The organism is Streptomyces sp. Da 82-17, from assembly GCF_046098215.1.
GTDB lineage: Bacteria > Actinomycetota > Actinomycetes > Streptomycetales > Streptomycetaceae > Streptomyces.
Map to the genome: position 1 here is coordinate 114,007 of NZ_JBJURH010000010.1, position 15,851 is coordinate 129,857.

The following is a 15,851-nucleotide window of genomic DNA, read 5'->3' on the forward strand; positions in this document are numbered from 1 at the left end:
GGACCGGCTGGGCGAGGACCGGTTGAGCGGGGACCGGCTGGGCTGGACCGGCTGAGCGGGGACCGACTGAGCGAGGACCGACTGAGCGAGGACCGGCTGGGCGGGGGCCGCCTGGCGGGCGGCCTCGGGGCGGGCCCGAAGGCGGGCGGGTTCGACCACGCCGACGCGAAGCGCCACACCCCCAGGGCCGCCCCCCCCGGAGCCACACCCCCAGGGCCGCACCCCGACGGCCCTCCGAGCCGAGCCGAGCCGAACAGAGCACGGACCGTGCCCGCCCGGCGATGTCGACGAGCGAGCCGACCGGCGGGGCCCCGCGGTCGGGACGGCGACCACGAGAGCCCGGTATCCGGAGGCCAACCGCGAGGGCCCGCGTCGGGACGCCGACGGCGCGAGCCCGGTGCGCCCCGTCCCCGCGGGGTTGCACAGCGCCGAGGGCGTTCCTAGGGTCCGGGGCAAGGCTCTCCCCCGCTCTCCCCGCTGCCCTCAGGAGTCGCCGTGAAGTTGGCCTTCTCCACCCTCGGTGTGCCCGGGCTGCCGTTGGCCGATGTGGTGCGGCTCGCCGTCGGGCACGGCTTCCACGGTGTCGAGCTGCGCGCGCACCCCGAGGAGCCGGTGCACCCCGGGCTCGGCGCGGCCGAACGGGCGGACGCCGCCGCCGAGTTCGCGGCGTCCGGCGTGGACGTCCTTGCCATCGCCGGGTACGCGCGCGTGGCGGCGCCCGGCGCGGACGAGCCGGTCCTCGCGGAGGTGCGGGCGCTGTGCGAGCTCGCCCACGACCTCGGCGCCCCGTTCGTACGGGTCTTCCCCGGCGGCGGCGCGGAGCAGAGCCCGGACGAGGCGGACGCGACGGCCGCGCGCCGTCTGGGGGCCGCCGCCGAGCACGCGGCCGACGTCGGTGTGCGCATCCTCCTGGAGACGCACGACTCGCACCGCACGGGCGCCGCCGCCACCCGCGTGCTCGGCACGGTCGGACACCGCAACGCGGGCGCCCTGTGGGACGTCATGCACACCTGGCTCGGCGGCGAGCAGCCCTCGACGTCGTACGCCGCGCTCGCGCCGTACCTCGGCTACGTCCAGGTGAAGGACATCGCCTCCGCCGACGACACCACGCCCCTCGCCCTCGGCGCCGGCGTCCTGCCGCTCACCGAGTGCGTGGAGCTGCTCAGCCGTGACGGGTGGGACGGGTGGCTGTGCTGGGAGTACGAGGCCCGCTGGCATCCGGACGCGGCGCCGCTGCCGGGTCAACTCGCCGCCGGGCGGGAGCACTTGGGGCGGCTGCTGAACGAGTCGGCCTGAGGCGGAACTCCCGGGCAGGCCCCCGGCCGGGGCGCCCCGCCGTCTTGACCGTAAGAAACTTTCCGACTATCCGTATCCTCCCGGAAGTTTCCTTCAGCAGCCTCGGGAGCGACATGTCCGATCGCCTCCGCACCTCCAGACGTACCCTGCTCGCCGCCACGGCGGGATCCGCCGCGGCCGTCGCCGTCGGCTCGGCCTCCGCACGCGCGGCGGAGGACGGCACCGTGGACCGCACCGCCCTGCGCGCCCTGATCGACCGCATGAGCCTGGAGGAGAAGGTCGGCCAGCTCTTCGTGATGCGGGTCTACGGCCACTCCGCGACCGAGCCCGACCAGGCCGACGTCGACAAGAACCTCGAAGAGGCGGGCGTGCGCAACGCCGCCGAACTGATCGCCAAGTACCGCGTGGGCGGCATCATCTACTTCGGCTGGGCGCACAACACCCGCGATCCGCACCAGATAGCCGACCTGTCCAACGGCATCCAGCGGGCCGCCCGCCAACTGCCGTCCCGTACCCCGGCGTTGATCGCCACCGACCAGGAGCACGGGATCGTCGCCCGGGTCGGTCTGCCCGCCACGCTCGTGCCCGGCGCGATGGCGCTCGGCGCGGGCGGATCGCGCGCCGACACCCGCAGGGCCGCCCTGATCGCGGGCCGCGAGCTGGCGGCGATGGGCATCAGGCAGAACTACGCGCCCGTCGCGGACGTCAACGTGAACCCGGCCAACCCGGTGATCGGCGTGCGCTCCTTCGGCTCGGACCCGCAGGCCGTGGCGCGGCTCGTCGCGGCGCAGGTCGAGGGCTACCAGGAAGGCGGGGTCGCGGCGACGTCCAAGCACTTCCCGGGGCACGGCGACACGAAGGACGACAGCCACTACTCGCTGCCGACGATCCACCACACGCGCGAGCAGTGGAACACGCTGGACGCGCCGCCGTTCGAGGCGGCCATCGCGGCGGGCATCGACTCGATCATGACCGCGCACATCGTGGTCCCCGCGCTCGACCCGGCCGAGGACCCGGCGACGCTCTCCGCACCCATCCTCACCGGCATCCTGCGCGAGCAGCTCGGCTACGACGGCGTGGTCGTCACCGACTCCCTCGGCATGCAGGGCGTGCGCACCAAGTACGGCGACGACCGGGTGCCGGTGCTCGCCCTGAAGGCGGGCGTCGACCAGCTGCTCAACCCGCCGAAACCGGAGGTGGCCTGGAACGCGGTGCTGCAGGCGGTCCGGGACGGCGAGCTGAGCGAGGAGCGGCTCGACGCGTCGATCCTGCGCATCCTCGAACTGAAGGCGCGCCGCGGCCTGTTCCGGAACCCGTACGTCACGCACGACGGCGTGGACCGGAACGTCGGCACGCGCACGCACCGCGCCACCGCCGAGCTGATCGCGGACCGTACGACGACGCTGCTGGTCAACGAGGGCGGGCTGCTGCCCCTGTCGCCCCGCGAGCAGCGCGACGTCCTGGTGGTCGGCGCGGACCCGGCGTCCCCGTCCGGCACCACGGGACCGCCCACGGCCGTCCTGGCCGGCGCGCTCACCGAGCTCGGCTTCACGGCGACCCGGCTGTCCACCGGAACCGCCCCGTCCGCGGCGAAGATCGACGAGGCGGTGGCGGCGGCCGAGGGCAAGGACGCCGTGGTGGTCGGCACGTACAACGTGACGGCGAGCAGCGCGCAGCGGACGCTGGTGCAGCGGCTGATCGCGACGGGCGTCCCGGTGGTCGCGGTCGCGGTGCGCAATCCGTACGACGTGGCGCAGCTGCCGGAGGTGCGGGGGTACCTCGCGGCGTACTCCTGGACCGACACCGAGCTGCGGGCCGCCGCGCGGGTGATCGCCGGCCGGACCTCGCCGGCGGGTCGCCTTCCGGTTCCGGTGCAGCGGGCGGACGACCCGGGGACGGTCCTGTATCCGGTCGGGCACGGACTGTCGTACTAGCACGCCGTCACGGGGGCGGGCGGCGCGGCGGTGGTCCTAGGACCGCCGCCGCAGCCGTCTCCGTCCCGGGCCCCGAGTTTGTTGCGGTGGGATGAAATGGCCGCGCGCGGGCGTTGGTGATTTCCGTCGGTGAAGAGCGGCGGGAGGGCTGTACGTGAACGGGGCAGAGCAGCAACAGGGGTGGGCCCGTCGGCTGGCGGGCTACGCCTGGCGGTACCCGAAGGACGTGGTGCTCGCGCTCGGCGCCTCCCTCGCGGGCATGGCCGTGATGGCGCTCGTCCCGCTGATCACCAAGGTGGTGATCGACGACGTCATCGACACCCACCAGCGCTCCCTGGCCGTGTGGACGGGCCTGCTGATCGGCGCGGCCGTCGTCGTGTACGTCCTGACGTACATCCGCCGCTACTACGGCGGCCGGCTCGCGCTCGACGTGCAGCACGACCTGCGCACGGACATGTACGACACGATCGCGAAGCTCGACGGGCGGCGGCAGGACGAGCTGTCCACCGGGCAGGTCATCGGCCGCGCGACCAGCGACCTGCAGCTGATCCAGGGCCTGCTCTTCATGCTGCCGATGACCATCGGCAACATCCTGCTGTTCCTCATCTCCCTGGTGATCATGGCCTGGCTGTCGCTGCCGCTGACCCTGGTCGCGCTTGCCGTGGCGCCCGCGCTGTGGTTCATCGCCAAGCGCAGCAAGAGCCGCCTGCACCCGGCGACCTGGTACGCGCAGGCGCAGGCCGCCGCCGTCGCGGGTGTCGTCGACGGCGCCGTGTCCGGGGTCCGCGTCGTCAAGGGCTTCGGGCAGGAGGAGCAGGAGACCGGGAAGCTGCGCGAGGTCGGCCGGAAGCTGTTCGCGGGCCGGCTGCGCACGATCCGCCTGAACTCCCGGTACACCCCGGCGCTGCAGGCCGTGCCCGCGCTCGGGCAGGTCGCGATGCTGGCGCTCGGCGGCTGGCTGGCGGTGCGCGGGCAGATCACGCTCGGCACGTTCGTGGCGTTCTCCACGTATCTGGCGCAGCTGGTCGGCCCGGTGCGGATGCTGGCGATGGTGCTGACCGTGGGCCAGCAGGCGCGGGCGGGCGTGGAGCGCGTCCTGGAGCTGGTCGACACCGAGCCCGCGCTGCGGGACGGCACGAAGGAGCTCCCGGCGGACGCGCCCGCGACGGTCGAGTTCGACGACGTGTCGTTCGCGTACGAGGACGGCCGCCCGGTGCTCGAAGGGTTCTCCCTGGCGATCCGGCCCGGCGAGACCGTCGCCGTCGTCGGCGCCTCCGGCAGCGGAAAGTCGACGGTCTCGCTGCTGCTGCCCCGCTTCTACGACGTGACGCACGGCGCCGTCCTGGTCGGCGGGCACGACGTCCGCGAGCTGACCCTGCAGTCGCTGCGCGCCGCCATCGGGCTCGTGCCGGAGGACTCGTTCCTGTTCTCCGACACGGTCCGCGCCAACCTGGCGTACGGCCTGCCCGACGCCACCCAGGAGCAGATCGAGGCGGCGGCCCGCGCGGCGCAGGCCGACGGGTTCATCGCCGAGCTGCCCGACGGGTACGACACGAAGGTCGGCGAGCACGGCCTGACGCTCTCCGGCGGCCAGCGCCAGCGCCTCGCCCTGGCCCGCGCGATCCTCACCGACCCGCGCCTGCTGGTCCTGGACGACGCCACGTCGGCGGTCGACGCGCGCGTGGAGCACGAGATCCACGAGGCCCTGAAGACCGTGATGGCGGGCCGTACGACGCTGCTGATCGCGCACCGCCGCTCCACCCTCGGCCTCGCCGACCGCATCGCGGTGCTCGACGACGGCCGCCTCGCCGACATCGGCACGCACGACGAGCTGGAGGAGCGCTCCGCCCTGTACCGGCGGCTGCTCACCGACCCGGACGAGCTGGGCGGCGTCTCCCCCGGCCACGTCACCGCGAAGCCCCTGGTCGACGAGGACGAGGAGGACACCTTCGTACGGGCCGAGCTGGACGCGGAGTTCGACGCCGAGCGCGGGATCACGCCGAAGCTGTGGACCGGGGACCGCGAGCCGAAGGATCTCGCCCTGGCCGGCACTCCGGCGACGCCCGAGCTGCTCGCGCAGGTCGACGCGCTGCCGCCGGCCACGGACACCCCGGCCGTGGACGAGGCGCGGGCGGTCACTCCGGAGGAGTCGTACGGGCTGCGGCGGCTGCTTCGCGGGTTCGGGCGGCCGCTGCTCTTCGCGCTGCTGCTCGTCGCCGTGGACGCGGGGATGGGGCTGCTGCTGCCGGTGCTGATCCGGCACGGCATCGACGAGGGCGTGGAGCAGGTCGCGCTCGGCGCGGTGTGGGCGGCGGCGGGGCTCGCGCTGCTCACGGTGCTCGTGCAGTGGGCGGCGCAGACCGGCGAGATCCGGATGACGGGACGGACCGGCGAGCGGGTGCTCTACGCGCTGCGCCTGAAGATCTTCGCGCAGCTCCAGCGGCTCGGACTCGACTACTACGAGCGGGAGTTGACCGGGCGCATCATGACCCGGATGACGACCGACGTGGACGCTCTGTCGACGTTCCTGCAGACCGGTCTGGTCACGGCGTTCGTCTCCGTGGTGACGTTCTTCGGCATCATGGTCGCCCTCGTCGTGATCGACGTGCAGCTGGCGCTCGTGGTGTTCGCGACGCTGCCGGTGCTGATCGTCGGCACGTACTTCTTCCGCAAGTCCAGCGTGAAGGCGTACGAGCTGGCGCGGGAGCGCATCTCGGTGGTCAACGCCGACCTCCAGGAGTCCGTTTCCGGCCTCCGGATCGTGCAGGCCTTCGGCCGCGAGCAGTCGGGCGCCGCACGGTTCCGGGAGCGCAGCGACAGCTACCGCAGGGCCCGTATCCGCGGCCAGTGGCTGATCTCCGTGTACTTCCCGTTCGTGCAGCTGCTGTCGTCGGTGGCGGCCGCGGCCGTGCTGATCGTGGGCGCGCACCGGGTCGACGCGGGCACGCTCACGACCGGCGCCCTGGTGGCGTATCTGCTCTACATCGACCTGTTCTTCGCGCCCGTGCAGCAGCTGTCGCAGGTCTTCGACGGCTACCAGCAGGCGACGGTCTCGCTCGGCCGCATCCAGGAACTCCTGCGCGAGCCGACGTCCACGAAGAGCGCGCCCGAGCCGCTCGACGTGCTGTCCCTGCGCGGCGAGATCGCCTTCGAGGACGTCCGCTTCGGGTACGGCACCGACGCGGACGCCGGCGAGGCGGCGCTGTCGGACGTCAGCCTGCGCATCCCCGCCGGCCAGACCGTCGCGTTCGTCGGCGAGACCGGCGCGGGCAAGTCGACGCTGGTCAAGCTCGTCGCCCGGTTCTACGACCCGACGGCGGGCCGGGTCACCGTCGACGGCAAGGACCTGCGCGAGCTGAGCCTGTCCTCGTACCGGCACCGGCTCGGCGTGGTGCCGCAGGAGGCGTACCTCTTCGAGGGCACGGTCCGGGACGCGATCGCGTACGGCCGGCCGGACGCGAGCGACGCCGAGGTGGAGGCGGCGGCGCGCAGCATCGGGGCGCACGAGATGATCGCCCGGCTCGACGGCGGCTATCTGCACGCGGTGACCGAGCGCGGCCGCAATCTCTCCGCCGGACAGCGGCAGTTGATCGCCCTGGCCCGCGCCGAGCTGGTCGACCCGGACATCCTGCTGCTCGACGAGGCCACGGCCGCACTCGACCTGGCCACCGAGGCGCAGGTCAACGCCGCCGCCGACCGGCTCTCCGGGCGCCGTACCACGCTCGTCGTGGCGCACCGGCTGACGACCGCCGCCCGCGCCGACCGGGTCGTGGTGATGGACCACGGCCGGGTCGCGGAGGACGGCACGCACGACGAACTCCTCGCCCTGGACGGCAAGTACGCCCGCCTGTGGCGCACGTTCGTCGGGGAGCCGGTGGACGAACTCCAGGAGAAGGTCAGTACTTCGACCTGATGTCGGAGATCTTCCGGGTGGCCAGGTCCGACTGCACCGCGAGGTAGGTGTACGTGCGGTCCTGGCCCTTGCCCCAGGTGAGCCGGACCGTGGACCAGGTGTGGCCCATGCCGCTGTCGCCGGGGGTGACCTTCCAGGCGCTCGGCACGTTCTGCGCGCGCAGGACGCCGTCGGCCTCGTGCTGCTGCTCCCACTTGGCGAGGCGGGTGCGCAGCTCGGGCGTCAGGTAGAACTTCCGGAGCTCGCCGGTCGCGGCGCCGCCGCCGTGGTCGTTGGCGACGTCGACGTACGCGGCGTAGAAGTGCGCCACGCGTTCGGCGACGTTGCCGGGACTGCCGGAGTAGCCCTGCTTCTGGGCCTGTTGGGCGGACGTGCCTTGTTGTACGGGTTGCGCCTGGACGGCGGCCGCCGCGGGGACCGCCGCCAGGGCGGTGAGGGTCGCGGCGACGAGGAGTGAGCGGCCGGTGCGGCCGGACGTGCGCGGAGGCGTCTTCGCCATGGGATTCCGCCTTTCTCTCTGACAGTTCGACGGCGCGTGCCCTCAGGAGGTTGCCCCTCCCCCGGGTAAAGCTCCGGCCGTTCCTGCAACCGCCCCTGTAGGGGGAGCGTCCGTACTTCAGTACGCTGCACGGGTTCAGGCGGGGCGATGGGAGGGCGACTGTGCCTACTGGGATACGGGCCACGGTGCTCGGCTGTGTGACGCTCACCGCGGCCGTCCTGTTCGCCCTCGCGGGGCCCGGGGTCGCGCAGGCCGCCGCCGTCGGCCCCTGCCACGGCCACAAGATCAAGACGTTCCGCTTCTCCACCGGCAAGGTCACCGTCTTCAAGGGCAGCGGCTTCGTCTGCGCCGTCACGTACGCCGAGAAGCCGGGCCGCGCCCGCAAGATGTCCGTCACGCTGCAGGCCCGCGGGCACCGCGCGGTGACCAACTCGGGCACGTTCCGGGAGTACGCCGGGCCGCTCTCGGTGCGTGCCGCGCACCGCTGCGTGCGGGTCAGCGGCACGGTCGGCGGCGGCTCGCTCAAGCCGCGCTGGATCCAGTGCTGACCGGCCACCGGATCGGGCGCTGACACGCCACCGGACCGGGTGCTGACCGGCCGCTGAGCCGCAGGATCCCCAATCACCCCTGGTGCCACAGGAGTTGCTCCGATAGGTTCCGGCGGACATCCGTGACACAGGGGAGGGTGCATGCGCAAGGCACTCAGATGGCTGCTGTCGCTCGTGGTGCTCATAGGCACCGTGAGCGCGGCGGGCGCGGCCACCGCCGCACAGCCGCAGACAGCGCCGCAGGCGGACACCGCCGATTCCACGGCCGAGAGCGCCGACATCAAGGACCAGCTGCTCGCCATCAAGGGCATGCGCCTGATCGAGGAGAAGCCGTACCCCGGCTACCGCTTCTTCGTGCTCGGCTACACACAGCCGGTCGACCACGGCAACCCGGCCAAGGGCACGTTCGAGCAGCGGCTGACGGTCCTGCACAAGGACACATCACGCCCGACGGTGTTCTTCACCTCCGGCTACCACGTCAACACGAACCCGCGCCGCAGCGAGCCGACGCAGATCGTGGACGGCAACCAGATCTCGCTGGAGTACCGCTTCTTCAGCCCGTCGCGCCCCGACCCCGCCGACTGGTCGAAGCTCGACATCCGGCAGGCGGCGAACGACCAGCACCGCCTGTTCGAGGCGCTCAAGCCGATCTACACCAAGAAGTGGCTGGCGACCGGCGGTTCGAAGGGCGGCATGACCGCCACGTACTACGAGCGCTTCCACCCGCGTGACATGGACGGCGTCGTCGCGTACGTCGCGCCCAACGACGTGGTCAACAAGGAGGACTCGGCGTACGACCGGTTCTTCGAGACCGTCGGCCCGAAGGAGTGCCGTGAGGCGCTGCAGGCCGTCGAGCGGGAGGCGCTTGTGCGCCGCGAGCCGATGCAGAAGCTGTACGCGGACTACCTCGCGGCCGGCGACTACACGGTGAAGACCGTCGGCACCCTGGACAAGGCCTTCGAGGCGACCGTCCTCGACACGGCCTGGGGCTTCTGGCAGTACAGCCTGGAGGCGGACTGCGCCGACGTGCCGGACGCCGAAAAGGCCAGCGACCAGGAGCTGTTCGACTACATCGAGTCCATCTCCGGCTGGTCCGCCTACACCGACCAGAGCCTGGCCAACTACACGCCGTACTACTACCAGGCGGGTACGCAGCTGGGCGCGCCCACGATCCAGCAGCCGCACCTGGAGGGCCTGACGCGCTACGGCTACCAGCCGCCGCGCAACTTCGTGCCGCGGGACATCCCGATGTCCTTCGACCCGTCGGCGATGCGCGACGTGGACAGCTGGGTGCGGCAGAACGCCCAGCGGATGCTCTTCGTCTACGGCCAGAACGATCCGTGGGGCGCCGAGCCGTTCCGCCCGGGCCCGGGCACCAAGGACTCGTACGTGGTGACCGCGCCCGGCGCCAACCACGGTGCGAACGTCGCCGGTCTCGTCGCCGACGAGAAGGCCAAGGCCACCGCCGACATCCTGGAGTGGGCCGGCGTCGCCCCGGCCGCCGTCAAGGCCGACCCGTCGAAGGCGAAGCCGCTGGCCGCGCACGACGCGAAGCTGGACCGCAAGGACGTACGCGAGGGGTTGCGGCCGTAGTCGTACCTCGCACCGCCCGTGCACCGCACCGCAGATCGCCCTGCGGGCTCGTCCTCAAACGCCGGACGGGCTGAAAATAAGCGCCGGGCGGGCTCACAGCATGAGCCCGCCCGGCGTTTCCGTGTGCGGACAGCCGCTCACAGATGCGTCGGCGCGAACATCTTCAGCAGGGCCGGCAGCACGACCACCGAAGGGCCGGGCGCCGCAAGGGACTTGGCGAGGTCCTCGGCGAGGGTCTCCACCGACGTCCGCACCGCGGGCACCCCGAAGGACTCCGCGAGCGCGACGAAGTCCGGGCGGGACAGCTCGGTGGCCGTGGCCTCGCCGAAGGCGTCCGTCATGTACTCGCGGAGGATGCCGTAGCCGCCGTCGTCGACGATCAGCCAGGTGACGTTCAGGTCGTACTGCCGGGCCGTGGCGAGCTCCGCGATCGAGTACATCGCGCCGCCGTCGCCGGAGACCGCGAGGACCGGGCGCGTCGGGTCGGCCACGGCCGCGCCGAGCGCGGCGGGGAAGCCGTAGCCGAGGCCGCCCGCGCCCTGGGCGGAGTGCATCGCTCCGGGCCAGGCGGACCAGGCCCAGTAGGCGAGGATCGTCATGTCCCAGAAGGACGGCGACTTGGCGGGCAGGGCCTCGCGCACGGCCGCCAGGACCCGCCGTTCGAGCGCCAACTCCTGCCCGTCCAGGCGCTCCTGGACCTGGGCGAGCAGTGCGGCGACCCGGCCGGGCGCCTCCGGGTCGGGCCGCTCCTCGACCGTCTCCAGGAGCGCGGACAGGGCGAGGCGCGCGTCCGCGTGGATGCCGAGGGCGGGGTGGTTGGACTCCAGCTTCCCGGCGTCCGCCTCGATCTGCACGACCCGGCCGCGCGGGGCGAACGTGTGGTAGTTCGAGGAGAGTTCTCCGAGGCCCGAGCCGACGACGAGCAGGACGTCCGCGTCCTCCAGGAAGTCCGTGGTGTGCCGGTCCTCCATCCAGGACTGCAGCGACAGCGGGTGCTCCCAGGGGAAGGCGCCCTTGCCGCCGAAGGTCGTGACCACCGGGGCGTTCAGCTTCTCGGCGAGCGCGAGCAGCTTGCCCGCCGCGTCGGAACGCACCACTCCGCCGCCCGCGACGATCGCCGGCCGCTCGGCCTTGGACAGCAGGTCGGCCGCGACCGCGGTGAGTTCGGGCCGGGGCACGAGCTCGCGCGGGGTGGCGTCCATCGCCGTGACGACGGGCAGCGTCGTCTCGGCGAGCAGGACGTCCTGCGGGATCTCCACCCACACCGGTCCGTGCGGCGCGGTCAGCGCGGACTCCCAGGCCGCCGCGATCGCCGAGGGGATCTGCGACTGCGTACGGACGGTGTGGACGGACTTGACCACGTCCCGGAACGAGGCCTGCTGGTCGCGGAGTTCGTGCAGATAGCCGTGTCTGCCGCCGCCGAGACCCGCCGCGGGAACCTGGCTGCCGATCGCGAGCACGGGGGCGCTCGCGGCGGCGGCCTCCTGCAGCGCGGCGAGCGACATCAGCGCGCCGGGCCCGGTGGAGAGCAGCAGCGGGGCGGCCTCGCCGGTGACGCGTCCGTACGCGTCGGCGGCGAAGCCCGCGTTGTTCTCCACCCGCAGGCCGACATAGCTGAGGTCGGAGCGGCGCAGCGCGTCGAACATGCCGAGGGCGTGCTGCCCGGGCAGGCCGAACACGGTGGCGGCGCCGAGGCCGCGCAGGGTCTCGACGACCAGGTCGCCCCCGGTGCGCCCGTCGGGCGGGTTGAGGGCCGCCTCGGTCTGGGCGGGGGTGGGCCGCAGTTCCAGGTCGTGGTCGTGGGTCACGCGGTGGTCCCCTCCCGGCTCGCGGCGATCTGGCGGGACATGATCGTGGTCAGTTCGTACGCCGTGTGGGAGGCGGCTACGGCGGTGATCTCCGCGTGGTCGTACGCCGGGGCGACCTCCACGACGTCCGCCGAGACCAGGTTGCAGGAGGCGAGGCCGCGCAGGATCTCCAGGAGCTCGCGGGAGGTCATGCCGCCCGCCTCGGGGGTGCCGGTGCCCGGGGCGTGGGCCGGGTCGAGGCAGTCGATGTCGATCGAGATGTACAGCGGGCGGTCGCCGATGCGCTGGCGGAGCTGGTCCGCCACCTCGTCCGCGCCGCGGCGGTAGACGTCCGAGGAGGTGACGATGCCGAAGCCCATCTTCTCGTCGTCCGTCAGGTCCTGCTTGCCGTAGAGCGGGCCGCGGGTGCCGACGTGGGACAGGGCCTCGGTGTCGAGGATGCCCTCCTCGACGGCCCGGCGGAACGGGGTGCCGTGGGTGTACTCCGCGCCGAAGTACGTGTCCCAGGTGTCCAGGTGGGCGTCGAAGTGGAGCAGCGCGACCGGGCCGTGCTTCTTCGCGACCGAGCGGAGCAGCGGCAGGGCGATGGTGTGGTCGCCGCCGAGGGTCATCATGCGGGCGCCGCTGCCCAGGATGTCGTCGGCGGCGGCCTCGATGGTCTCCACCGCCTCGTTGATGTTGAAGGGGTTGGCCGCTATGTCGCCCGCGTCCGCGACCTGGGCGAGCGCGAACGGGGAGGCGTCCTGCGCCGGGTTGTACGGCCGCAGCAGGCGGGAGGCCTCGCGGATGGCGTTGCCGCCGAAGCGGGCGCCCGGCCGGTACGAGACGCCGGTGTCGAACGGCACGCCCACGACCGCGACGTCCGTCTTCCCGCCGACCTCGTCGAGCCGGGGCAGGCGCGCGTACGTCGCCGGGCCCGCGTAGCGCGGGATGCGGGAGGAGTCGACGGGGCCGCGGGGGGTCGGGGTCTCGGCGCTGGACATGGTCGTTTTTCCTCCTGCTTGCGGGGTCGGTTTCCAAGTGTTGCGCGGCCCACTGACAGTGGGCCGCGCGCGGGTTCAGGCGCTGGTCACGGCCTTGGCCGGGGTCTCGTCGGGCTCTTCGGCGCGGCCCGCGAGGCGCTCCCGCCAGGCGGCGAGCACGGCCGCGTCGGTGGGCGGGGTGGCCAGGGAGACGACGACGTACACGACGAGCGACGCCAGCAGGCCGTAGTAGATGGGCTGGGTGGCGAGGATGCCGTAGTACCCCATGAGGCCGATGACGGAGATGCCGCCGGCGGCGACGGAGGCGAGGGCTCCGGCCGCGGTGCCGCGGCGCCAGACGAGGCCGCCGAGGATCGGCACGAGCAGTCCGCCGACGAGCAGGTTGTAGGCCACGGTCAGGGCCTGCACCACGTCGTTGAGGACGATCGAGATGACGACGACCGCGACGCCCATGATCAGGATGAACAGGCGGTTGCCCTTGACCTCGTCGTGCGGCTCGTCGTCCTTGCCGGGCGCCTTCACGGCGCCGCGCAGCCGGGACCAGATGTCGTTGTTGGCGACGGTGGCGCAGGCGATGAGCGCGCCGGACGACGTGGACATCACGGCGGCGAGCGCGGCGGCGAGCACCAGTCCGCGCACGCCCATGGGCAGTTCGTCCTTGACGATGGTGGCGAACGCGGAGTCGGCGCTCTCCAGGTTCGGGTACATGACCTTGGCGGCGGTGCCGATGACGGCGCCGGCGATCGCGTAGACCAGGCAGTACGTGCCCGCGGCGGCGCCGCCGAGGCGCGCGACCTTGTCGCTGCGGGCGGTGAAGACGCGCTGCCAGATGTCCTGCCCGATGAGCATGCCGAACGTGTAGATCAGCACGTACGTGAAGATCGTCTCGCCGCCGATGCCCAGCGGGTCGAAGTACGAGGTGGGCAGCTCGGCCTGCAGCTCGCCGAAGCCGCCGGCCTTGATCACGGCGATGGGCAGCAGCAGGAGCAGCACGCCGATGGTCTTGACGACGAACTGCACCATGTCGGTGAGCGTGATCGCCCACATGCCGCCGAGCGTGGAGTAGGCGATCACGATGGTGCCGCCCAGGACGATCGCGAGGGCGCGGTCCATGTCGAAGAGGACGTCGAAGATCGTCGCGTAGGCGATGGTCGAGGTGACCGCGAGCATCAGCGTGTACGCCCACATGACGACGCCGGAGATGACGCCCGCGCGGCCCCCGTAGCGCAGGTCGAGCATCTCGGAGACGGTGTAGACCTTCAGGCGCGCGATGCGGGCCGAGAAGAAGACCGACAGGGCCAGGATGCCGAGGCCGATGGTGAACACCATCCAGGCGCCGGAGAGGCCGTACTGGTAGCCCAGGCCGACGCCGCCGATCGTGGAGGCGCCGCCGAGGACGATCGCGGCCATGGTGCCGGAGTAGAACCACGGTCCGAGGCGGCGCCCGGCGACCAGGAACTCGCTCTTGGACTTGGCGCGGCGCATGCCCCACCAGCCCATGGCGAGCATGCCGACGAGATAGATGACGATCACTGTGTAGTCGACGGCCATGCGGCCCTCCTTAGCGCACCTCGGTGGCGTGTCGTGCAGTTGCGTGGGGGTGAAGAGGTGACCGGCCGCGGGGACATCCGCCCGTACCCGCGGCGCCTGGTCGGCACGACCCTAGGTGGCCGGAATGCGACGCTGAAGTGTACGTTTCCTCCACTTCTCGCATCATGACTGGAGGGAACGTCCACTCCTCATGTCCACTCCGGTGACCCCGTCCTCCAGCACACCATCGGCCCCGCCCGTGGCGCCGGTGGCGCTCTCCGCGCTGCTCGACCTGGACGCGCTCGGCCTGCGCCAGATCGCCGGCCCCGACGCGCGCGAGGCGGGCACCGTCGTGCACTGGGCGCACACCTCCGAACTGGCCGACCCGTCCCCGTACCTGCTGGGCGGCGAACTGCTCCTGACGGCAGGGGTGCACATCGGGGAGGCGGGGGACGGGGACCTGGACGCGTATGTGGCGCGGGTCGTCGCGGCGGGCACGGTCGCGCTCGGCTTCGGTGTGGCGCCGGTGCACGACACGGTGCCGCCCGCCCTGGTCGAGGCCTGCGACCGGCACGGCCTGCCGCTGGTCGAGGTGCCGCCGCGGACGACGTTCAGCGGTGTGGCCCGCGCGGTGTGGCGGCTGATGGCGGAGGCGCGGCACGCGGAGCTGCGCCGGGTGGCCGAGGCGCAGCAGGGCCTCGCCACGGCGGCGGCCCGCCCCGACCCGGTCCAGGCGGTCCTGCGGCAGCTCGCCGCCCGCCTCGGCGGAGCGGCGTTCCTGTACGGCCCGGAGGGCACCGAGCTGCAGTCCGCCGGGCGCACCGGGGAGGCGGCCCGTACGGCGCTGCGCGAACTGACCGCCGTGGTGCGCCGCGCCACGCCGGGAGCACCCACGTCGGCGGCGGACACGGCCGGGCCCGCCCACCTCACGGCGTACGCCCTGGGCGGCGGGCGCGGCTTCGCGCTCGGGGTGGCGACCGAGCACCGCGCGGCGGGCGACCACACCATCACGGGGGCCGCGGTGGTGCTGCTCTCGCTGCTCGCCGGTGAGCACCAGAGCGCGTCGGAGGCGGCCCGTTCGGCGGCCCTTGTGCGGCTGCTGCTCGGCGCGGCGCCGGAGCGGGCGGGCGCCCTGCTGGGCAGTGCGGCGTGGCGGGTCGTGCACGCGCGCGTGCTGCCGTCCCGCGCGGAGCGGACCCCGCCGTCGGCCTCGGCGCTCGCGGTGTCCCTCGGCACGCCCCTGGTCGACCCGGCGGAGGACGACCCGGACACCGACGTCGTACGGCTGCTCGTGCCCGCCGACCACGACCTGGAGCCGCCGCCCGGCTGGACGCTCGGGGTGTCCGCGCCCGCCGACGTGGCCGGTCTCGCGGTGGCCGACGCGCGGGCGGCGCGGGCGCTGCGGCGGGCGGAGGTGACGCGGGCGCCGCTGGTGCGGGACCGGGAGTCGGGGCTCGCCGCGCTCGTCGCGCCCGCCGAGGCCGAGGCGCACGCGCGCGTGCTGCTCGATCCGGTCGCCGGGAATCCGGCGCTGGTGGAGACGCTGCGCACCTGGCTGTCGCTGCACGGGAGTTGGGACCGTACGGCCACGGCGCTCGGCGTGCACCGGAACACGGTGCGGCAGCGGATCGGGCGCTGTGCCGTGCTGCTGGAAACGGATCTGGACGATCCGGATGTGCGTATGGAGTTGTGGTTCGCGCTGCGGAACCTCTGACGGAACGGCTGGTTCCGTCCGTTGGGCACCTAT

Annotated in this window: 10 protein-coding genes; 6 read left to right on the forward strand and 4 right to left on the reverse strand. The window is 72.9% G+C overall.

The window, feature by feature from the left end:
- Nucleotides 1-495 precede the first annotated feature (495 nt).
- The 3 genes from ACIDOF_RS19255 to ACIDOF_RS19265 all read left to right on the forward strand — a co-directional run bounded on the left by ACIDOF_RS19255 (nt 496) and on the right by ACIDOF_RS19265 (nt 7,143).
- On the forward strand, nt 496-1,296 hold the full coding sequence (locus tag ACIDOF_RS19255; protein ID WP_409007164.1) for a sugar phosphate isomerase/epimerase family protein: 801 nt from the start codon (nt 496-498) through the stop codon (nt 1,294-1,296).
- 113 nt (nt 1,297-1,409) lie between these two features.
- A complete protein-coding gene (locus tag ACIDOF_RS19260) occupies nt 1,410-3,230 on the forward strand; it encodes a glycoside hydrolase family 3 protein (RefSeq protein ID WP_409007165.1) in 1,821 nt (606 codons plus the stop codon).
- Between the two features lie 154 nt (nt 3,231-3,384).
- Complete coding sequence (locus ACIDOF_RS19265; RefSeq protein WP_409007166.1) at nt 3,385-7,143, forward strand: ABC transporter ATP-binding protein; 3,759 nt, start codon at nt 3,385-3,387, stop codon at nt 7,141-7,143.
- Here ACIDOF_RS19265 and ACIDOF_RS19270 read toward each other — a convergent pair.
- The gene (locus ACIDOF_RS19270; RefSeq protein ID WP_409007167.1) at nt 7,127-7,642 is read right to left on the reverse strand and encodes a hypothetical protein; all 516 of its coding nucleotides are present in this window, start codon (nt 7,640-7,642) and stop codon (nt 7,127-7,129) included. The genes ACIDOF_RS19265 and ACIDOF_RS19270 overlap by 17 nt on opposite strands.
- A 161-nt stretch (nt 7,643-7,803) precedes the next feature.
- Between ACIDOF_RS19270 and ACIDOF_RS19275 the strand changes: the two genes are divergently transcribed.
- Nucleotides 7,804-8,190 carry a hypothetical protein gene (locus ACIDOF_RS19275; protein ID WP_409007168.1) on the forward strand — a complete coding sequence of 129 codons (387 nt, stop codon included), beginning with the start codon at nt 7,804-7,806 and terminating at the stop codon, nt 8,188-8,190.
- Nucleotides 8,191-8,331: 141 nt separating this feature from the next.
- Entirely contained in the window at nt 8,332-9,783 is a 1,452-nt protein-coding gene (locus ACIDOF_RS19280) for a S28 family serine protease (protein ID WP_409007169.1), read from the forward strand.
- 137 nt (nt 9,784-9,920) lie between these two features.
- Here the strand turns inward: ACIDOF_RS19280 and ACIDOF_RS19285 are convergent, their stop codons facing one another.
- From ACIDOF_RS19285 to ACIDOF_RS19295, 3 genes are all read right to left on the reverse strand, one after another.
- Complete coding sequence (locus ACIDOF_RS19285; protein ID WP_409007170.1) at nt 9,921-11,591, reverse strand: thiamine pyrophosphate-binding protein; 1,671 nt, start codon at nt 11,589-11,591, stop codon at nt 9,921-9,923.
- Nucleotides 11,588-12,574: an agmatinase gene (gene speB / locus ACIDOF_RS19290; protein WP_409007171.1), complete on the reverse strand. Its 987-nt coding sequence runs from the start codon at nt 12,572-12,574 to the stop codon at nt 11,588-11,590. Before speB ends, ACIDOF_RS19285 begins: the two co-directional genes overlap by 4 nt.
- Nucleotides 12,575-12,649: 75 nt before the next feature.
- Nucleotides 12,650-14,125 (reverse strand): sodium:solute symporter, encoded by a 1,476-nt coding sequence (locus ACIDOF_RS19295; protein ID WP_409007172.1) that lies wholly within the window; start codon nt 14,123-14,125, stop codon nt 12,650-12,652.
- A gap of 190 nt (nt 14,126-14,315) precedes the next feature.
- On the opposite strand from ACIDOF_RS19295, the gene ACIDOF_RS19300 reads away from it, so the two are divergent.
- Nucleotides 14,316-15,818 (forward strand): PucR family transcriptional regulator, encoded by a 1,503-nt coding sequence (locus tag ACIDOF_RS19300; RefSeq protein WP_409007173.1) that lies wholly within the window; start codon nt 14,316-14,318, stop codon nt 15,816-15,818.
- Nucleotides 15,819-15,851 lie beyond the last annotated feature (33 nt).

What these genes read in the sequence shown, in the direction of transcription:
- speB (WP_409007171.1), bottom strand. Translation starts at nt 12,574, where the DNA reads ATGTCCAGCGCCGAGACCCCGACCCCCCGCGGCCCCGTCGACTCCTCC.
- ACIDOF_RS19280 (WP_409007169.1), top strand. Translation starts at nt 8,332, where the DNA reads ATGCGCAAGGCACTCAGATGGCTGCTGTCGCTCGTGGTGCTCATAGGC.
- ACIDOF_RS19270 (WP_409007167.1), bottom strand. Translation starts at nt 7,642, where the DNA reads ATGGCGAAGACGCCTCCGCGCACGTCCGGCCGCACCGGCCGCTCACTC.
- ACIDOF_RS19295 (WP_409007172.1), bottom strand. Translation starts at nt 14,125, where the DNA reads ATGGCCGTCGACTACACAGTGATCGTCATCTATCTCGTCGGCATGCTC.
- ACIDOF_RS19260 (WP_409007165.1), top strand. Translation starts at nt 1,410, where the DNA reads ATGTCCGATCGCCTCCGCACCTCCAGACGTACCCTGCTCGCCGCCACG.
- ACIDOF_RS19300 (WP_409007173.1), top strand. Translation starts at nt 14,316, where the DNA reads ATGTCCACTCCGGTGACCCCGTCCTCCAGCACACCATCGGCCCCGCCC.